Source organism: Promicromonospora sp. NPDC023987 (genome assembly GCF_040639055.1).
Classification (GTDB): domain Bacteria; phylum Actinomycetota; class Actinomycetes; order Actinomycetales; family Cellulomonadaceae; genus Promicromonospora.
The window spans coordinates 83,698-101,934 of sequence record NZ_JBEZZF010000001.1 but is presented as its reverse complement, the minus strand read 5'-3'; the positions used below and the strand labels follow the sequence as shown (position 1 = coordinate 101,934).

Here is an 18,237-nt window from a genome sequence, read left to right as displayed (position 1 = left end):
CCCGTTATCACCGTGAGCCGTGGTCTGGCAGATGTGTTCGACCATCCCGGTCGGCTCGGCTCGTGGAGCGTTGGGCGACTCGATCCGCGGGGCAAGCCTTTGGGGCAAGGAGATGTGATGAGCCCGCAGTTCGACTTGATGGTGATCGGTGCTGGTATGGCCGGGATCGGTGCGGCGAACAAGTGCGCGTCGCAGGGCTGGAGCGTGGCGATCGTCGACGAGCTGCCCTACGGCGGCACCTGCGCGCTGCGGGGCTGTGACCCGAAGAAGATCCTGCGGCGCGGCGCCGAGATCATCGACGCTGCCCGCCTGATGCGCGGCAAGGGCATCGACGCCGACGGCCTGGCGATCAACTGGGGCGACCTGATGGCGCACAAGCACGGGTTCACCGACCCCGCCCCGCGGAAGGCGGAGGACGGTCTGGCGGGCAACGGCGTGGCCACGCTGCACGGCCCGACCAGGTTCGTCGACCGGAACCGGATCGAGGTCGACGGTCGGCCCTACGACGCGACCCGCTTTTTGATCGCTTCCGGGGCCCGGCCGCGACCGCTCGACTTCCCCGGCCAGGAACATCTGGTCGACAGCACCGGCTTCATGGACCTCAAGGCGCTGCCGGAACGGATCCTGTTCGTCGGGGGCGGGTTCGTCTCGTTCGAGTTCGCCCACCTCGTGGCGCGCGCCGGCGGCCGTCCGGTGATCATCGACCGCGGGCCACGCCCGTTGAAGGGCTTCGATCCCGACCTCGTCGAGCTCCTCATCACCCGCGGCGCTACCGCTGGCGTCGAGGTACGGCGCTCCACCACGATCAAGCGCATCGACAAGACGCTGACCGGCTACCAGGTCGAGCTTGAGCGCTCCGGCACCCTAGAGACGGGCGAGTACGACCTCGTGGTGCACGGCGCTGGGCGCATTCCCGAGCTGTCCCGGCTTGGTCTGGACACGGCCGGTGTCGCGTGGGGCGAACGCGGCGTCACCGTGACCGGCGACCTACGGAGCGCCACCAACCCCGCCGTCTACGCGGCCGGTGACTCGGCGGACACGCCGGGCATGCCGCTGACCCCGGTCGCGGTGATCGAGGGCAAGGTCGCGGCCTCGAACATGCTGAAGAACGCCACGACAGTGCCCGACTACACCGGGATCCCGACCGCCGTGTTCACGATTCCCGAGCTGGTCCGGGTCGGCCTACTCGAGCACGAGGCCCGGGCGAGCGGCCTGGACCTCGAGGTCCGCTACACCGATACCAGCGGCTGGTACTCCAACTACCGGACCGGGGAGACCACCGCCGCGAGCAAGATCCTCGTGGACCGCGCTACCGACCAGATCGTGGGCGCGCACCTGCTCGGACCGGAGTACGGCGAGCTGATCAACACCTTCGGGATGGCGATGAAGCTCGGCCTGACCACCCGGCAGCTCAAGTCCACGACAGCGGCGTACCCGACGGTCGGGTCCGACCTGGGCTCCATGCTCTGACGGCCGTCGCGCTGACGACCACCTCGGCCCGGGCGCGGAAGCATGTCTGGCCGTCGAGCACCGGTGCGCCCCGGTCTCGCCGCACGCGTGGTCGGTGTGGCGAGACCGGCGTGCGTCGGTGCGTTCAGGGGTGCCCGGTGCCCGGTGCGCCGGTCTGGTGTTGGGCTGGCGGGTCGTCGGGGTCTGTGTCCGGGGTGCAGCAGTCCGCTGGCACCGCGTGGGAGGGCGCCGCGTCGGAGGGTGCCGGCCTGGTTCGGGCGGCCTGGCGGCCTGGCGCGCGAAGGTGGTGGGCGAGGGCCACGACGGCGACGGTGAGGACCACCGCGCCGGCGAACAGTGTGACTGCGGTGGTGTGTTCCTGGAGCCAGGTGGCGGCGGTGGCGGTGGCATCGGCCAGCCCCGTGGTGCGGCTGCGGTCGCCGGTTGCGGCGGGGTACCAGTACCAGGCCAGGTAGGTGCCGGTGACGAGCAAGACCACGGCGGTGATCTGGTTGCTGTGTCGGGCCAGGGCGGTCACTCGCCGGACGAGGACGGCTCCCGCCGCGGCGCTGGTGATCGCCACGAGCAGCAGGATCGTTGCGGATCCGAGCGCGTAGGCGGCGAACACGGCGAGCAGTCCCGTGAAGGTCGCGGTCGCCTGGGCCTGGGCGATCACCGCGAGCAGGACCCCGAAGGTGCACGACAGCGACGCGGCGGCGTACCCGGCCCCGAAGGCGATCATGCGGCCGGTGCCGTGCGCACTGCCTTTGGTGGGTTGTCGTGCCGTGGGGAGCCGCAGCCCGAGGGTACGGCCGCCGAGCATGACCGCACCGATGAGCACCAGAGCTACGCCGATGGCCAGCCCGAGCCAGGGCGCGGCGCCGATCAGGGCGCGGGCTCCGGCGCTGACCGTGATCCCGACGGCCGTGAGCGTACCGGCGAACCCGAGTGTCAGGGCTAGGCCGGCGCGTAGCGAGCGGGCGAGCCGGACCGGTACCGGTGACTCGTCCGGATCGCCGATCGTGTAGGTAAACCAGGCTGGTAGCAGCGCGAAGCCGCAGGGGTTGACCGGGGCGAGCAGGCCGGCGGCGAACGCCAGGGCGAGCAGCCCGCTCATGAGCCGGTCACCTTGGCCAGCTCGGCGCGGATCTGGTCGGCGGACGGTTCGATCGCGCGGAAGGTGACCTGGTTGTCGGCGTCCAGGATCAGCACGGTGCTGAGCTGGGTGACCTGATATTCGGCGACCAGGTCACCCTCGGCGTCGATGGCGTAGCCGAGGGCGCCCGCATCGTAGGCCTCGAGGAATCCTTGGATGTCCTGCACGGTCTCGTAGCCCGCCACATCGACCACGGCGTAGTCGGCCGCGTCCGGGTTGTCGGCCTGGGCCTGGGCAAGTGCGTTCGCGGTGGGTCCGCAGCCGCCGCACTCGACGGAGAAGAACAGCACCACCGAGGGCCGGCCGTCGGGGATCGTGACCGCATCACCGGAGATGGTCTCGGCGGTGAACCCGGCGGCGGTACCAGGGTTCGTCGGGCCTGGATCGGCCTGGCCCGCCGGCGCGGGCGGCTGGTCCTTTGACAGGGAACAGCCGCTCAGCGTCAGCGCCAGCGCCATCGAGACGGCGGCCACGACGCCGCCGGTCCGGTTGCGTCGGACACGGCGGGCAGGTCGCGAACGGGGGGTTGTGGGGCGAAGCGGCACGTCAGTGGTCCTCTCGGTCGGGCTGGGGCAGGTTAGGCCGGCGAAGCTGGTCGGGGTCACAGCAGTCCGCTGAGGAAGAGCCGGTGCCGGTGCCGGCACGGTTGCGGCTGCGACGTTGCATCGTCCAGGCCACCGCCCCCATGAGCACAGTGATGCCGGCGCCGATCATCCAGGGGTTGGCCAGCCAGGCGCCGAGAGCGCCGAGCGCTCCGGCCGCCAGGAGCACGGGCCCGGCGCAGCAGACCACCGCGAGCAGGACCGCGCCGGCCGCGACGAGCGCCGCGGGTGGGCCCGAGTCGGCCGGGCGGCGGGGTTGGGGTTGCTTGTCGTCGCTCATGATCAGGTCCCTTGTCGGCTGCCGTGCGATGTTCCCTCGGCCGCGGTGGTCTCGGTCAGCAGCACCCGTGAGCCCTCCCGGCCGTCCCGGAGGGCTCTGCACTTTGCGGGGTCGCGCACGCAGCAGTGTCGTCCGCGGTCCCCGCGGCGGCGCCGACCCGCAGGTTGCCGGGCATCTGCTTGACCAGGTCCGCGGCGAGCCGGTAGGCCTCGGCGACCGGAACGACCTCGCCGCCGGGGTGGTCGGCGAGCCATGCCTGGGCGTCCTCGGGCGAGGTGAAGTAGTGGACCTGGTTGCAGAACGCGGAGCGGATCGAGGTCAGGTCCTCGGGGTTGATCAGGGAGACCACGGCACCGGCCGGCTCGACCGACGTGACCGCGGTCGGGGTCGCGGTGACGCGCACGGTCTCACCGCTGGCGGGCGAGACGGACTCGATGGTGGCGGTCGTCTCGATGAGCGCGGGGAAGATCAGGGTGTCCAGCGCGCACCAGGTGTACAGCTCCTGACCGTCCACGGTGAACCGGTGCCTGGTGGGACGCAGGGTCAGGCCCTGGCCGACGATCCGACCGGCCTCGTCGTACTCGGTGTCCGGCACCGCGGCCAGCGCCAGCCGGACCTGCTCGATCGTGTGCCCGGACGCGACGGCCAGGTCGCCGAGCGCGACCGGCTCGCCCTCGGCCAGTAGCCGCAGCAGCGGCACGAACAGGGCTGGGTCGAGCCCGGACTCCTTCGGGGAGACCAGGCGGTTGCCGAGATCTTGGCTGACAGTGGTCATCAGTTCGCTCCTTGTCGATACGGGGTTTCGATACGGGGTTTCGGGGTCGATACGGGGTGGGGTCAGGACGCGCAGCAGGAGAGCTGGGAGACGTCGGTGGTGAAGGACTGGCAGGCGATCTTGATGCCCTCGGCCATGGTCAGATAGGGCGCCCACTGGTGGGCGACCTGATCCACCGTCATGCCCGCCTCGAGCAGGTAGACCCCGGCCGCTGCGAGCTCGCCGGCGTCCTTGGCGAGGGCGGTCAGGCCCAGGATCCGGCCGGTGTCGGCGTCCGCGACGATCTTGATGAACCCGCGGGTGTCGCGGTTGACCAGCGCGCGTGGCACGTACTCCAGGGGCAGCACCCGGCATTCGCAGCGGTAGCCGGCGGCCACCGCCTCGGCGTCGGTCATCCCCACCGCCCCGAGCGCGGGGCTGGTGAACGTGACCCGGGGCAGGTGCCGGTAGTCCACCTCCCGGTCGGCGTCGGCGAACGCGTTGTCGACCACCATCGCGCCGTGCGCGGCGGCGACGTAGACGAACTCCGGATGCCCGGTGACGTCCCCGGCGGCCCAGACCCGCGGGTTGGAAGTGGCAAGCGTCCCGTCGACGACGATCTCGCCCGCCTCGCCCGTCTTGACCTCGACCGCGTCCAGGTTCAGCCCGTCGGTGACCGGTCGGCGCCCTAGCGCGACCAACAGCCGCGCCGCGCGGAACTCCTGGTTCCCGCCGGAGACGGTGGCGTTCGCGACCACCTCACCGGTCGCAGGGTCCTGGGTGACGGCGGTGACGGTGGCGCGGCGCACCACCCGGATCCCCTCGTCCGCGAACACTCCCAGCAGTGCCTTGGATGCCTCGGGCTCCTCACGAGAGGCCAGCCGGGAGCGCACCAGCATTGTCACCTTCGAGCCCAGCCGGGCGAACAGCTGCGCCTGCTCCAGGGCGACGTACCCGCCGCCGAGCACCAGCAGTGACTCGGGCACTTCCTCGAGCTCCATCGCGGTGGTCGAGGTCAGGTACTCCACGCCACCGGCACCGTCCGGGCCGGCCAGTCCGTCGACCGGAGGGATCCAGGGCTGCGACCCGGTCGCGACCAGGTACTGGGCGGCCTGGACGACCTCGGTGGTCCCGTCCGGGAACGTCACCTCCAGGACCGGGGCATTCGCGGTCCCGGCGAAGGCCGCGTCGCCCTGCACGGTCCGCCACCCGACCGAGTCGGCCACCTCGACGTACTTCTCGGCCCGCAGCTGCTCGACCAGCGCGCCCTTGCCCGCGACAAGGGCGGGCATGTCCACCGCGTCGGCGGAGGCGGCGATGCCGGGGAACCGGTCCGCGTCCAGTGCGGTATGCCGGGCCTCGGCGGCCGCGATCAACGCCTTGGACGGCACACAACCCGTGTTCACGCACGTCCCGCCGATCGTCGAGCGCTCGATCATGACAACCGACCTGCCAAGCTTCGTCGCGCGGATGGCCGCGGCGAACGCCGCGCCGCCGGACCCCACGATCGCGAGGTCGACCTGAATGTTGGGCATGCGAGCCTCCCGGGCTTGGTTCGAGCTACCGACAAGCCCATACTGGAGGTTCCAGTACAGGGGAAGGTCAAGTTCTAAGGAGGGTCGGTCTCCATGAGGATCGGTGAGCTCGCGCACGCGACCGGCACCACCACCAAGACACTGCGGTTCTACGAGGAACAAGGACTTCTGCCGCCCGCCGACCGCACCCAGGCGGGCTACCGGGACTACACCCCCAACGCCCTGGGCCGGCTCGACTTCATCCACCGGGGTCAGGCCGCCGGCCTGACGCTGGCCCAGATCAAGCAGATCCTCACCATCCGTGACACCGGCGCCGCCCCCTGCGGGCACGTCCGCGACCTCCTCACCGAACGGATCGCCGACCTGGACACCCAGCTCACACAACTCACCACGCTCCGAAACACCCTCACCACGCTCCGCGACCAGGCCGCGCACCCCGAACCCGACACGTGCTCCCCCGACCAGGTGTGCCGCTACCTGTAAGCCCACGCCAGCGGCGAGCCGAACCCGCCGCGATAGCCGCGCACCCGGTGCGCCGTCCTCGACGTCCCCGCCGGCCACGTCCACAGCGGAATCCGGGCTGGCGCGCGACGACCAGGACAAGCGGGCTGGTTACCGAACCGGAGTCAGATCCCGCCTGCTACCGCGTAATTCCCGTGGGAGACGTCCGGGACGAGTCCCCACGGCGGGCCGCTGATGGCCCAGCCCTGGTACGACTGCTGCAGCAGAGCGAGCATCGAAGTTGTCCTTTTCCTCGATCGTGGGCGGTTCTTCTCATGTGCTCGGGAGGATCGGTGAGATCCCGAGGTGTTCCTGTGCTTGACGGCATAGGTCCTGTCCGAGAGGTGTGAGCGGCCCGACGGGAAGGGGCCTCGGGCGTCGTTGGATGAGCGGTCCTCCGCTGGCGCGCTCGAGCGTGGCCAGCTGAGTGGTCAGGTTTGCCGAGCTGCAGCCGTGGGCTCGGGCGGCCTGGTTGATGCTGGGCTGGTTGGCGAGGGTCACGAAGCGTTCGAGTCGCCGCCGGGCGCCTAATCCGCGGAGCGCGTCGCGCAGTGGTTGCGGGAACTGCGATGGGTGGCGCCCGCCGGTTGCGTGCCGGTCGATGAAGTCGTGTGTGTCGATGCCGGGGCGGATGTGGATGTCGTGGGCGTGCGCGAATGCTCTGAGCGTGGAGAGGCCGCAGCCGATCTCGTCGGCGATGTCGGGCAGGCTGCGTCGCCAGGTGAGGTATTCCTCGCGGAGCCAGTCGGGGTCGACGCGGAACGCTTTGGCGGGCTTGCTGCTGGTGGTATCGGGCGGGAGGACGGTGCGCAGCTGGGTGGGCAGCGGGTTGCCTGGCCGGGGCAGGGGGTGCCGGTGCAGGACGGTATGCACGTGCTCGATGCAGACGCCGAGGTCGGCGGCGACCTGATGGACTGGCATGCGGCCCTCGAGGATCGCGTGGTGGATGGCGGCGGGGTCGGTGTGGTCGGGGTCGGTGCCGGGCCAGTCGGTGGTGGTGATCCAGCTGGCCGGTGGTTCCCAGGTGAGGGGTTCGTCGGTGATCCCGGCGGATTCCAGGAGGCGGAGGGCGTGCTGCTGGAGCGCGTCGTGGATGTCGGCGGTCATCAAGGTGACGAAGGTGCGGTACTGGTCGGACTTGATGGCGGCGCTGGTGTGCTGGTGCGGGGGCGGCGCGATGGAGAGGTTCCCGCCGGTGAGCAGCTCGTAGAGGTAGCGGCGGGCGTTGACGGTGTGCCGCCCCCGCCCGGACCGCGGGCGGGCGATGTCCTTCCAGGTGCCGTCGTTGATCAGCTCGGTGCTGGTGACCAGTCGTCGGCGGCGCGGGTAGTCGATCGGGATGTCGTGGTCATCGATGGCGAACGCGAGCTCGGTGAGGATCCGTAGCGCCGTCTCACCGGCGGGCATGCTCAGCAGACGGACCATGTGGTGGGCCACGGTGTTCGCCTTGATCTCAGGGTTGACCAGTCCGATGATCTGCTTCTTGAGTGGCAGGTTGCTGTGCGGGAGCAGCAGCGCGACCAACGCCGAGGTGCGGAAGGTCGTGGCTTGTAGGGCGGCGGTGTCCGGCCCGAGCCGGATCGCCCAGGTCGGCCAGATCTGGTCGGGCAGCCGGGCCGCTCGTTCGACGGCGGGGTCGACCCGGCCAGGAGCGCGGTGCGGAAGTCGTAGCGTGGTGGGCAGGGCGGTGGCGTGGCGGAGCCGGTCGATCGCCGTCAGGGAGCCGGAGCGGCCGTAGGCGATGCGGGTGCGTAGCGTCGGACTGCCGTTGCCCCAGGTGTGCGGGACCGCTTTGTGGGCCCGGCGGCTGGGGGTGCAGGTGGCGACGAGGTCGATGAGCGGGTCGGGTGTCGTCTCGTCACGGCGGCCCAGGACGGTGACCGCGGGGATGAGGGTGTCGGCACGCAGCACCGTCGTGGTCACCGCGATCTGCTTGTCGGGCCTGGCGGCGGCAACGTGTGCGGCGATCAGGCTGAGGTCGCCCAGCGTGTCCAGGGCGTCCTGCCGCGCGCCGGGAGTCCGGTCCGGATCCCGGATCCCGGTCAGGAGATCGTCGATGAACTGTTGCGCGGCCGCGGCGGCGTCCGGGTCTCGACAGCCCGGCGATGCGATCACCGCGAGGTCGTGCCCGCAGCGGCAGTCGGCGCTGGCCGCGGACGGGCTCGCCCCTTGCGGTGTGCTGCCAGGCCACAGGCTCGGCCGGACCGGCAGGGCCGGCGGCGGGCGTCGGCAGCCCGGGCAGCGTTCGGTCAGCGGCGCGTGGTGGCGGTGGCAGAAGAACTGCAGACGCAGCCGCCAGTCCGGTCTCCAGCGTCCGTCGGCCAGGCAGGCCGGGCAGAACCGGCTGACCGGTTGCGGCGCCCACGCGATCAGGGTGCCGTGCGGTGGCGTGTGACCGGGCGCGTCGAACATCGCGCGGACGGCCTGCGTGGCCAGCCCGGTCGCGGCGCCGAGGGCGGCGATGGTGTTCTCGGTCGGGTCGGGACGCTGCCACCGCCCGCGGAGCAGGTCGGCCCGCAGGCCGGGCAGGTCCAGGGACTCGATCAGCTGGCCGGTGGTGACGTCCAGGCGGGCGGCGTAGGTGTGCAGCCAGGTCTCGAACGCCTCGCCGGGCAATGGATCCAGGGTGAACGGCAGCCTGCCGACCGTCATCGTGTCGCGAGTCCTGGTTCCGGCTGTTGCCGTGGGGTGGGGACCCCGGTCGTCAACAGGCCGGCGTCGATCGTGGCGGAAAGGTGGCTGCGGGCAGTCTCGGCGGCCTGGTCGATGCGTACGGCGTCCAGCAGGTCGACCGTCAGTGTCTCGGTGCCGGTCTTGATCGCCCGGTAGCAGCCGCGGCCGATCAGCGACATGAGCGAGGCGAAGTGCCCGCTGCTGCGGGCGAACAGGTAGTCCGACAAGTCCTCGCTCAGCATTCCCCGGTGCGCGTCGGCGAGGGCGAGGTTGTGCTCGATCGCCAGCAGCAGCTGCCGCCAGGTGCGCCGCCCCTGCTCGGTGCCGATCTCGAACGTGTCCAGCCCCAGCACGGTCCAACGGCGCGCGGTCTGGGAGAACGCGGCGTCCGCGCCGGTCAGGCCCTCGTTGAGCAGGCCACGGGCACGCAGCCCGACGCCGACGAACACGAACGTGACGGGGAACGTGTTGGCCAGCCACTTGAAGTGGTTGGCGACCTCGCGCCCGTCACGGCTGTTCATGTCCAGGAAGTGCACGTCGTCCACGACGATCAAACGGGTCTTGCAGGCCGCGACGGCCTCAGCGGCCCGATACGCCAGGCTCGTGGCGGTGCCCCGGTGCGCGCCCGGCAGACCGTAGAACCGGCACAGCATCGAGTTCAGGGAACGCATCGTGGTGTTCGACGTCAGCGGGAGGTAGGCGACCGGGATCCGCTGCCACGACCCATCTGCGACGCGGGCGCGGGCCCCGTGCAGGTCGATCTGGTCGCGGTGGAACCTGCGGGCGAACGCGACCGCCGCGGTGGTCTTGCCCAGCCCGGGAAGAGCGTCCAGCACCGCGGCGGGCTTGACCTTGTCCCCGTCCTGGAGGTTGGAGCCCACAATCTCGTCCAGCCCGTCGAACACCGCGTCCAGCGCCGGGGTGCGGATCGGGCCGAGGTTCGCGTGCCAGACGCCGCGGTCGTGGTCGTAACGCCGCCGCTCGCCCGCTCCCATGGCCTCGATCTCCTCGAGGCAGCGCGTCACGGGACGCTCTCGCGGCGCCACGTCGACCATGGCGAACCAGCCGGCCTTGGTCGACAGGTCCCAGTCCCGCTCGTCATCATCGGGCGCCGAGACATCGGCGAGGCGGGTCACGTCAGCATCTCGAACGCGTCGGCGTAGAACTCCTCATCACCGACGTCGAGCTCGTCGTCGGTGTCGTCGTCACCAGCGGCGCCGCCCGGCGTCGGGTCGTCGTTCCCCGGCGCGGGGTCGGTGATCGCGCGGACCGTGGGAAGCTGCGCGACCTGGGGATCGGGTTCAGCCACGGCCAGGCGAGCCTGACGCTGCTGACTTGCGCGGACCGCCATCCGCCGTTCGGCCGGGTGCCGCGTCAGCCCGGCATCCCACCGGTCCAGCAGATCGGCCAGCGCCACCCGCGCGTCGACGTGACGGCCCGAGGCCAGCGCCAGGCGGCGGGCGTAGGCCAGCGCCTCGGCCGAGAACGGTGCATCAACCTCGGCGCGGTGCTCCCAGGCCAGGACGTGCCACCTCTGGTCGGCCGGGTCCTGGAAGTAGATCCGCGATACGTCGTCGCTGTCGTAGCGCACCGGCCATTTCCCGGTGTGCGGGCCGGTGAAGCCGCTGGTGCGGTTGCGGTAGGGGGTCAGTACGGGCCCGTTGTAGCGCAGCCCGCCCAGCTCGACCCCGTAGTGCTGGATCGTGCGCCACGCCACTGGCAGGAAGTCGAAGACCAGGTCAGCCCGGGCCGGGACCCGCAACCGGCCCGTGCGGGAGACGCCACCGGCGAACATCTCCGCCGGGGACAGGTCCAGGCCAGGCACGTGCGGGTCGGCCAGCCCGCCGTGCGGGCGCTGGTGATAGACGCCGCCGACCCACTCCCGCAGGATCGACTCCAGCTCGTCGATGAAGAAGTAGGCGCAGCCCTCGGGGTCGGCGCCGCGGGAGTGCACGTCCGGGCCGGTGTAGCCGGGCAGCGCCGCCAGCAGCTGCTCGCGCACCGTGCGGAAGAACCGCTCGACCGCGGCCTTGTCCGTCGGGGTCAGCGGGCGGGCCGGCTGCACCGAGATCCCCAGCCGGGCGCACACCCCCAGCAGATGATGCGACAGGTAGATCCTGCCGTGATCGACCACCACAGTCTCCGCTGCGACCCCAGCCAGCCCCTTCCCGGTGCCGTCAGTCGGCGGATCGTCGGCCACGACGACCAGGTCGGGCAGGCCCGCATAGGGCAGCAGGCCGCCGCCGGTGCGCGCCCTCGAGTCTGGGCGCAGCGACTCGAACAACACGAGCGCAGCGTCCACCGCCTTGGTCGACATCGGCGACAGCCGCAATCCGGTGATCGACCGGGAGTACAGATCCATCGCGATCGTCAGCTCCACCCGCACCCAACGCAGCGTCACCGGCTCCATCGCGAACACGTCCAGCGGCGTGGTGTCCAGCAACAGGTACTCACCCGGCCGGGTCGGACGCAGCCGCCCATAGGCGCCGCCCGGACGGTTGGCGATCGACCGCTTCCCCTTCGTGCTGCCGGTGAACGCGTTCGTGCCCCGGCTGATCTCGCCCAGCACAGCACGGGCCTTGCGCCGCCCGGGCTCGGGCACCACACCCTGACCGTGCTCCGCGGCCAGGCGCGCGGCGACCCGCTGCAGGAGAAGGTTCTGGGTGGGCCGGGCGGCATCGGTGTGCTCGGCCAGCACCGTCCGGCACATCGCCAGCCAGCGCTCGTCCACCCCACCCAGCGGATCGGTCACGCGCAGACCCCGCCCGTCCAGCAGGCCCGCCGGCCCGGTCTCACGGAACGCCGCGACCCACCGCTCCAGGGTGCGCATCGTGACACCCAGCTCGGTCGCCTTCGCGGCGTACCGGTCGGCCACCGGCAATGTCGGGTCGTACTGCGACCGCGGCTCGCCGTCCATCGCAGAATCAGCGGACCCCGAGGTGTAGCCGGTGAGCAGCTCGCGAACCTGCGCCAACCGCTCGTCCAGCTGCGCCTGCTGCGCCGGGGTGAGGTTCGCCAGCGCCGGCCCCAGCGCCTCGACCGGCTCGGTGTCCGCGCCCACGATAGTGGTCGACGGGTCGGCCAGCAGCGTCGCGGTGTGCACCAGCACCGTCTGGCCGCCCGAGCCGCGCAGACGCAACCGTTCGGCCTCGATCCCCAGCACCGTGAACCAGGCGCCGTCGGTGCTCACCCGGGTCCCGACCGTGACCACTGCGCCCCGCGAGCCAGGCGCGCTCACGCGGCACGCTCCAGCACCGTCGCGCCCGACAGCGGCGCCTCCAGATCGACCCGAAACACGCCCCGCCAGACCAGATGCAACGCCGCGGCACGCACATCACCCGCCGCCAGCCCGCTGCTGCCCTCGAGGCCACCGAGCGACATGTCCGTGCCGGCCCGTTCCTCCAGCCACGACACCGTCGCGGTATCGACACGATCCGGGTACCGGTACGCGGCCAGGAACCGGACGTTCGCCAGCACCGACGCCGAAGCCTCCGACCACACCTCATGGCGCCAGCCCCGCCCGGCGAACACCTCCCCGGCCCACGCCAGCGCCGCGGCCACCTTCGGCCTGGCGAGCTGATCGGCCGGCTTGACATTGACAATCGTCACGACGCCCCCGGCGTCCAGCAGCAGGAAGTCCGGCACGTGCCGACGACGCACACCCTCGACCTGAGCGCTCACGCAGAACGGCTGCGCCGCGATCGCCACGACCCGAGGATCGAAGTCGGCCAGCAACAGGCGAGCCAGCTCCAGCCGGCTCTCATAGACGACATGCCCGCCAGTGGTCGCCGACCAGTACCACCCCGAATAGTGCGCCTGGCCGTGCCGCCACCGGAACACCCGCCACGGCGCGGCCACGGCCAGGACGCTCGCCGCAACCGTCCCGAGATCCGTCGTCGACTCCCTGCCGGAGCCGTCCCTGAAGCTGACCGAACTGCCGGCACCCATAGCCAGGCCTTCCGTCGAGAGACCGCCGATACGGCGGAATCCTCAACGTACCGAAACCAGGGCAATTACCAACGAAAGCCGCGCCGAGAACCGACAAGAACCTGGTCAACCGACATCTGGCCGACAACAACACCGGTCAGACCGACATCTTCGATGGATCCCTACATGGCTCACCCGGCCGCGACGGCCTGGCCGACGTCCCAGAAGAAGTTCACGGCCGTGACCGACGCCCCGCAGATGATCGCCGCCCCCAGGGCAACGAGCACCCCGGTCTTGCCGCGCCCGGCGAGCTGCGGGTTGGACGAGTTCGCACCCAGCGCCCACACGATCGCCGAGACAATCACGCCAAGCACGGCACAGATCAGACCCACGGTCATCAGGGCACCGACGATGCTCTTGAGTTGGTCGATGCCCGGCAAACCGCTGGTGTTCGGGTCGATCGAGATCCCACCGATCAGGCCCGTGGCCATGCCAGCAGTGGTGAGGTGGTGCAACATGGCGGTCTCCCTCAGATCGGCTGTCTGAGGGCAGGGGCGCAAGTAACCCCGGTTGACCGGACACATGCAAGGTCGGCGCGCGAGGTCTCCGGAGATCCCTGCAGTGGCAGTGACGCAAGCGGCGAGAGGCTCGACAGGCGCCGACGAGAGTCACTCTGATCCGGATACGCAAGGCGAGGTCCACAATTTCGTCGAGCAGCGTTGGTCGACGTTCTACAGTTGCCCGCGTGAGCACGGACGAGTCCGAGAAGCAGAGACTACGTTGGGGCTGGATCGCGCTCGCCGCGTTAGTCGGCGGCGCGGCAATTGGGTGGGGCTGGTGGCTGTCTGTTCGCGGCGGTCAGCCAGAATACTGGCCAGGCGTGCTGGCGAATCTCGGCACATCCGTACTTCTCGCAGGGTTCCTGTTCCTCCTCGAGCGCCGGTTCGTCAGCGAGACCGGCAAAGTGGTTCAGGAGGCAACATCAGCTGCGGTCGCCAACGCAGCACGTGATGCTGCAGCGCAGACGCAAGCCGCCACTGCTTCACTCGTCGAACGGCTCAGCGAACTGGAGCATCAGCTAGATGTTCATCGCTCCCAAGCCGCGGCGGATCAGGATGAGAGACTTTCCATCGGCGACGAGGTGTCATACGAGAAGGTCTTTGAAGCGATCACCGTCGCGGAGGAAATGGGGGCGATTATTGCTCGAGGTGTTGTTGTTCCGGCTTCCGGATCGTTGGACGGGCCACGACTGAGTTTCTCGAGGCAGAGGACGCCTGTTTCAAATGATTCTCGGGACCTTATTGACGGTCAGGGCAGCGAGCGCTATTCGATCCTGCTCGGGCTTGAAACGGGTGACGTCTGGAATTCTCCGGCTGCCAATTGGTCGCCGGAAGACTCGCCCAGTGAGGCATTCGTCCGGCTCGATAAGGAGATGATCCGTCAAGGATTCGGGCCGGATGCCAAGGTGCTCGAGCCTGCCGTAGCGCTCCGGAATCTAAGCTACGCACTGAAGTCCGCGGTCGCGGCCAGGCGAAGTGAGGATGGTGCTTGGCTTTCGGGTGCTTCCTTGCTGGAGGTACTTGCTGACGGATGGGCGCTCACCGAACGTGGTCTAGAAGTGAAGGGCCACGGCGTCGTGGTTGACCACCGCAGGTGGCCCCCGGCGACCGGCGGCTTCTGGAATCCCGACGGCGTGCCTCCCACCCGCCCGTCCGAATTCGATCCCGCGACATGGGATGTGGCCCTCGAGCACGGCCATTCCTGGTTTCCGCTTGGTAGGCCCCCTTTCTGACGGATACTGCTAGTGAGTAGAGCCGCGATCGCAGGTTTGACGGGATGCCCATAAAGTCACCAGTAGCAGTCCGTCCGGCTGGCTGTGCGCGCAGCCAGTCGACGTGCGGGTCAGAAATGTGCGCCGGTCTCCAGCAGCCAGTTCAGCCATGCGAGCCCCGCCCCCGATAGGAAGGCTCCGCCCATTGCGACCAGCACCCCGATGCGGGCCTTGGCCACGGTCTGCCAGTTGCCCAGGCCCGCGGCGACGCCCCAGGCGAACGCGGAGACCACCAGTACCGCGACTGCGGTGATCAGTGCGATGGGCAGCAGGGCACCAAGGACTTCTGGGAACGATGTGCCAGTCACAGCCGAGAAGTCCGGGGCCACGAGTACAGCGCTTAGGGGTGTCAGGGCGCCGGATCGCATCGCGGAGGTCATGGCGCGTCTCCCGTTGGGCAGGCCGCCGGCGCGGCTGTAGGTTCTCGTCGCACCTGCCGGTCGACGGGCCGGGTGGCGCGAGTCCCGAAGGGTTTTCTCAATGTCTTGTCGGCCATCACGTCTCACTGATCTGTCGCTTCCCTCGGACTCCGCGCCTTGGCTGGCCTGGCTGTAGCGGGGCCTGCTGCGTCGTGCCTTAGGTGTGCGGCGGCGTCCGTGACGCCGCCAGTCCGTGTCGAGCCCGGCCGCTGTCGGCCGCGATACGAAGCGTTCTCGACTCAGCCGCGATGCTGCCGGTTGATGATCGCCTGCGACCGGGTATTATCGCCCTATGACGATCATCGAGACGGAAGTGCGTGCGGCGAGCACGGTGGACATCGAGCCGGCGGTCGCGCTGTTCCGATCATTGGGCGATCCCGCGCGACTGGCGATCATGCGCCGGCTCGCTTCGGGTGAAGCGCGGGTCGCGGAGCTGACGACCGACCTGGGCCTGGCGCAGTCGACGGTGTCCGCCCATGTGGCGTGCTTGAAGGACTGCGGGCTGGTGACCGGGCGGATGGACGGGCGGCGGGTGTTCTACTCCCTGGCGCGCCCGGAGCTGCTGGACCTGCTCGCCGCGGCCGAGACGCTGCTCGCGGCCACCGGCAGCGTCGTGGCGCTGTGCCCGACGTACGGCGCGGACGCGCAGAGCTCGGCATGCTGAGCACGATCGCGGCCGCGGCCGGGTTGTTCGTCGCGACCAACCTCGACGACATCGTGATCCTGACGGTCCTGTTCGCCGCCTCGGCCCGGTCCTCCCGGCTACGCGGGTGGCAGATCGTGGCCGGTCAGTACCTCGGCCTGATCACCCTGATCGCGGTCAGCTTCCTGGCTGCCCTGGGCCTGACGATCGTGCCGGACGAGTGGGTCGGGCTGCTCGGCCTGATCCCGCTGGCGATCGGTGTCCTGGCCCTGGTGCGCACGCTGCGCGGACAGGACGACGACGATGAGGCCGAGTCCGCGCTGAAGGCCGTCGGGCTGCTCGGCGTCGCCGGGATCACGATCGCCAACGGCGGGGACAACATCGCGATCTACACCCCGGTGTTCCGCACCATGTCCACCACCGATGCTCTGGTCACGATCGTGGTGTTTCTCGTCCTGCTCGCTGGGTGGTGCCTTCTCGCCAAGGTGATCGGCACCAACGAGAAGGTGACCGAAGCGCTGGAGAAGGTCGAGCACTGGCTCGTGCCCTTGGTCTTCATCGGGCTGGGCGTGTTCATCCTGCTCGAGTCCGGCACCCTCACCCACATCACATCCCTGCTGTAACAAGGCCCGCGCCTACCCGATCAAGACATCGTCCCGTGTTCGGGTAGGCCGGGCTCACGCCCGGGTGAGACCAACCCGGACCCGCGCCGGCGTGCACCTTCGAGTCGAACGTGTCGCACCGGGTCATGTCCGCCTGGCCGCTCAGCAGGAGACGTTGCGCCTCCGAGCCGCGGTGGCCGGCGCGAACAGCGTCCGAGATCTGCCTCGTCCGTTCGCGGTCAAGCCCACAGCGACCGCGCTTGCACAGGAACCACCCAAGTACCACTGCCGAGCATGACTGAGGACCGGCTATGACGATGGAACGCCGCTTCTGGCTACTACGTGACGCCCGCACCGCCCGCAAGCAAGGCAAGGACGCGATCGCGCGACGGCAGCGTGACCGGCTCGCCGACCTGGTCACCTTCGCCCGCGCCCGCTCGCCCTACTACCGTCAGCACTACCGCGGCCTGCCCGGCCGCGTCACCGACCCGACGCTCTTGCCGGTCACCAGCAAGGCCGAGCTCATGCCGCGGTTCGACGACTGGATCACCGACCCGTCCGTCACGCTCGCCGCAGTACGTGCGTTTGTCCAGGACCCCGCGCTGATCGGAGAGAAGTTCCTGGACCGCTACACGGTCTCCACGACCTCGGGGACCACCGGCACGCCCGGAATTTTCCTCACCGACCAGCGTCTCCTCGCCGTCACCGCCGCGATCGGTGCGCGCACGCTCAGCTCCTGGCTCACCGCCACCGACGTCGCCCGCATCGTGGCTCGCGGCGGGCGCACCGCCATGGTGATCGCCACCGGCGGCCACTTCGCCTCCACCACTGCCGCCGCCGCGCTGCGCAAGAACCGGTTGCGCCGGAACCGGATCGGGGTCTTCGCGGTGGATACGCCGGTGCCTGAGCTGGTCGAGGCGCTCAACGTTTTCCGCCCGGCCCTCCTGACCCCCTACGCCAGCATGGGCGCGTTGCTGGCCACCGAACAGGAAGCCGGCCGCCTGCACATCGACCCGGCCCTGGTGGTCCTGTCCGCCGAGGGCCTGCCCACGGGCGAGTACGACCGCATCGCCACAGCGTTCGGCGCCAAGGTGCGCCACAGCTACGCGGCGAACGAATGCCCCTTCCTCAGCCAAAGCTGTGCGCAGGGCTGGCTCCACCTCAACAGCGACTGGGCCATCCTCGAACCGGTCGACGCCGACCACCAACCCGTCCCGCCCGGCCAGCGCTCCCACACCGCGCTACTGACGAACCTCGCCAACCGCACCCAGCCGATCCTGCGCTACGACCTCGGCGACGCCGTCCTGCTGCGACCCGACCCCTGCCCGTGCGGCGACCCGCTGCCCGCCCTCCAGGCCCAAGGCCGCGCCGCCGACCTGCTCACCTTCCCGGGCCGCAGCAGCCAGCCGGTCACGATCGCGCCGCTGGCCATCGGCCTGGCCCTCGAGCGCCTGCCCGGCGTCGAGCTCTTCCAGATCGTGCAGACCGCCCCGGCCAGCCTCAGCATTCGCCTGAGCCCCGCCACCGGCGCCGACACCGAACAGGTCTGGCAGGCGGTGCACACCGAGCTCACCCGGCTGCTCACCGACCACCGACTCGACCACGTCACCATCACCCGAGCCGACGAACCACCACAGCAGACCACGGGCGGGAAATACCGCACGGTTATCCCGCTGACCTGACGCGGACCAGGCCCTGCGCACCAGTACGCCCCCGTACCCCATACGCGAGTGGTGGAGCTGCAACGATGCGCTCCCCACTCGCCGCGCGGTACGTCAGCTGCAGCGAGCCAAACCGACCAGGGGCCGTCGACACGCCACAATCATCCTCAGCAAACCTCGCCGCCGTCGGTCGCCACGCCGTCC

General features: G+C 70.1%; 17 protein-coding genes. 6 read left to right on the top strand and 11 right to left on the bottom strand.

The window, feature by feature from the left end:
* Positions 1–117 precede the first annotated feature (117 nt).
* Entirely contained in the window at positions 118–1,470 is a 1,353-nt protein-coding gene (locus tag AB0F40_RS00470) for an NAD(P)/FAD-dependent oxidoreductase (RefSeq protein ID WP_357462430.1), read from the top strand.
* 124 nt (positions 1,471–1,594) lie between these two features.
* Here the strand turns inward: AB0F40_RS00470 and AB0F40_RS00465 are convergent, their stop codons facing one another.
* From AB0F40_RS00465 to merA, 5 genes are all read right to left on the bottom strand, one after another.
* The gene (locus tag AB0F40_RS00465; RefSeq protein ID WP_357462427.1) at positions 1,595–2,566 is read right to left on the bottom strand and encodes a cytochrome c biogenesis CcdA family protein; all 972 of its coding nucleotides are present in this window, start codon (positions 2,564–2,566) and stop codon (positions 1,595–1,597) included.
* On the bottom strand, positions 2,563–3,078 hold the full coding sequence (locus AB0F40_RS00460) for an alkyl hydroperoxide reductase (RefSeq protein WP_357462424.1): 516 nt from the start codon (positions 3,076–3,078) through the stop codon (positions 2,563–2,565). Before AB0F40_RS00460 ends, AB0F40_RS00465 begins: the two co-directional genes overlap by 4 nt.
* A gap of 73 nt (positions 3,079–3,151) precedes the next feature.
* On the bottom strand, positions 3,152–3,487 hold the full coding sequence (locus tag AB0F40_RS00455; RefSeq protein ID WP_357462422.1) for a hypothetical protein: 336 nt from the start codon (positions 3,485–3,487) through the stop codon (positions 3,152–3,154).
* Between the two features lie 55 nt (positions 3,488–3,542).
* On the bottom strand, positions 3,543–4,262 hold the full coding sequence (gene merB, locus AB0F40_RS00450) for an organomercurial lyase MerB (RefSeq protein WP_357462419.1): 720 nt from the start codon (positions 4,260–4,262) through the stop codon (positions 3,543–3,545).
* 62 nt (positions 4,263–4,324) lie between these two features.
* The gene (gene merA / locus AB0F40_RS00445; RefSeq protein ID WP_357462416.1) at positions 4,325–5,776 is read right to left on the bottom strand and encodes a mercury(II) reductase; all 1,452 of its coding nucleotides are present in this window, start codon (positions 5,774–5,776) and stop codon (positions 4,325–4,327) included.
* A 93-nt stretch (positions 5,777–5,869) separates the two neighbouring features.
* On the opposite strand from merA, the gene AB0F40_RS00440 reads away from it, so the two are divergent.
* Positions 5,870–6,259: a heavy metal-responsive transcriptional regulator gene (locus AB0F40_RS00440; RefSeq protein ID WP_357462413.1), complete on the top strand. Its 390-nt coding sequence runs from the start codon at positions 5,870–5,872 to the stop codon at positions 6,257–6,259.
* A 291-nt stretch (positions 6,260–6,550) separates the two neighbouring features.
* Here the strand turns inward: AB0F40_RS00440 and AB0F40_RS00435 are convergent, their stop codons facing one another.
* The 5 genes from AB0F40_RS00435 to AB0F40_RS00415 form a co-directional block, all read right to left on the bottom strand.
* A complete protein-coding gene (locus AB0F40_RS00435; RefSeq protein WP_357462410.1) occupies positions 6,551–8,929 on the bottom strand; it encodes a TniQ family protein in 2,379 nt (792 codons plus the stop codon).
* Entirely contained in the window at positions 8,926–10,086 is a 1,161-nt protein-coding gene (locus AB0F40_RS00430) for an ATP-binding protein (RefSeq protein WP_357462407.1), read from the bottom strand. The genes AB0F40_RS00435 and AB0F40_RS00430 overlap by 4 nt, the downstream gene beginning before the upstream one ends.
* Positions 10,083–12,188 (bottom strand): Mu transposase C-terminal domain-containing protein, encoded by a 2,106-nt coding sequence (locus AB0F40_RS00425; protein ID WP_357462404.1) that lies wholly within the window; start codon positions 12,186–12,188, stop codon positions 10,083–10,085. The genes AB0F40_RS00430 and AB0F40_RS00425 overlap by 4 nt, the downstream gene beginning before the upstream one ends.
* Positions 12,185–12,898: a TnsA-like heteromeric transposase endonuclease subunit gene (locus tag AB0F40_RS00420; protein WP_357462400.1), complete on the bottom strand. Its 714-nt coding sequence runs from the start codon at positions 12,896–12,898 to the stop codon at positions 12,185–12,187. Before AB0F40_RS00420 ends, AB0F40_RS00425 begins: the two co-directional genes overlap by 4 nt.
* 170 nt (positions 12,899–13,068) lie before the next feature.
* A complete protein-coding gene (locus AB0F40_RS00415) occupies positions 13,069–13,368 on the bottom strand; it encodes a DUF6112 family protein (RefSeq protein WP_357462397.1) in 300 nt (99 codons plus the stop codon).
* A gap of 254 nt (positions 13,369–13,622) precedes the next feature.
* On the opposite strand from AB0F40_RS00415, the gene AB0F40_RS00410 reads away from it, so the two are divergent.
* Positions 13,623–14,669, top strand: a complete 1,047-nt coding sequence (locus AB0F40_RS00410; RefSeq protein WP_357462395.1) for a hypothetical protein — start codon at positions 13,623–13,625, stop codon at positions 14,667–14,669.
* Between the two features lie 110 nt (positions 14,670–14,779).
* Here AB0F40_RS00410 and AB0F40_RS00405 read toward each other — a convergent pair whose 3' ends face one another.
* Positions 14,780–15,076: a DUF6112 family protein gene (locus AB0F40_RS00405; RefSeq protein ID WP_357462985.1), complete on the bottom strand. Its 297-nt coding sequence runs from the start codon at positions 15,074–15,076 to the stop codon at positions 14,780–14,782.
* A gap of 343 nt (positions 15,077–15,419) precedes the next feature.
* Between AB0F40_RS00405 and AB0F40_RS00400 the strand changes: the two genes are divergently transcribed.
* From AB0F40_RS00400 to AB0F40_RS00390, 3 genes are all read left to right on the top strand, one after another.
* Positions 15,420–15,791, top strand: coding sequence for a metalloregulator ArsR/SmtB family transcription factor (locus AB0F40_RS00400; protein ID WP_357462392.1), 372 nt, complete (start codon positions 15,420–15,422; stop codon positions 15,789–15,791).
* Entirely contained in the window at positions 15,785–16,393 is a 609-nt protein-coding gene (locus AB0F40_RS00395; protein ID WP_357462389.1) for a cadmium resistance transporter, read from the top strand. The genes AB0F40_RS00400 and AB0F40_RS00395 overlap by 7 nt, the downstream gene beginning before the upstream one ends.
* Before the next feature lie 290 nt (positions 16,394–16,683).
* On the top strand, positions 16,684–18,054 hold the full coding sequence (locus AB0F40_RS00390; RefSeq protein ID WP_357462386.1) for a phenylacetate--CoA ligase family protein: 1,371 nt from the start codon (positions 16,684–16,686) through the stop codon (positions 18,052–18,054).
* Positions 18,055–18,237 lie beyond the last annotated feature (183 nt).

Bases quoted from the DNA above. Each gene is read 5' to 3' on its own strand.
- AB0F40_RS00470 (WP_357462430.1), top strand. From the start codon at position 118: ATGAGCCCGCAGTTCGACTTGATGGTGATCGGTGCTGGTATGGCCGGG.
- AB0F40_RS00465 (WP_357462427.1), bottom strand. From the start codon at position 2,566: ATGAGCGGGCTGCTCGCCCTGGCGTTCGCCGCCGGCCTGCTCGCCCCG.
- AB0F40_RS00455 (WP_357462422.1), bottom strand. From the start codon at position 3,487: ATGAGCGACGACAAGCAACCCCAACCCCGCCGCCCGGCCGACTCGGGC.
- merB (WP_357462419.1), bottom strand. From the start codon at position 4,262: ATGACCACTGTCAGCCAAGATCTCGGCAACCGCCTGGTCTCCCCGAAG.
- merA (WP_357462416.1), bottom strand. From the start codon at position 5,776: ATGCCCAACATTCAGGTCGACCTCGCGATCGTGGGGTCCGGCGGCGCG.
- AB0F40_RS00440 (WP_357462413.1), top strand. From the start codon at position 5,870: ATGAGGATCGGTGAGCTCGCGCACGCGACCGGCACCACCACCAAGACA.
- AB0F40_RS00435 (WP_357462410.1), bottom strand. From the start codon at position 8,929: ATGACGGTCGGCAGGCTGCCGTTCACCCTGGATCCATTGCCCGGCGAG.
- AB0F40_RS00420 (WP_357462400.1), bottom strand. From the start codon at position 12,898: ATGGGTGCCGGCAGTTCGGTCAGCTTCAGGGACGGCTCCGGCAGGGAG.
- AB0F40_RS00415 (WP_357462397.1), bottom strand. From the start codon at position 13,368: ATGGCCACGGGCCTGATCGGTGGGATCTCGATCGACCCGAACACCAGC.
- AB0F40_RS00405 (WP_357462985.1), bottom strand. From the start codon at position 15,076: ATGCGATCCGGCGCCCTGACACCCCTAAGCGCTGTACTCGTGGCCCCG.
- AB0F40_RS00400 (WP_357462392.1), top strand. From the start codon at position 15,420: ATGACGATCATCGAGACGGAAGTGCGTGCGGCGAGCACGGTGGACATC.
- AB0F40_RS00395 (WP_357462389.1), top strand. From the start codon at position 15,785: ATGCTGAGCACGATCGCGGCCGCGGCCGGGTTGTTCGTCGCGACCAAC.
- AB0F40_RS00390 (WP_357462386.1), top strand. From the start codon at position 16,684: ATGACGATGGAACGCCGCTTCTGGCTACTACGTGACGCCCGCACCGCC.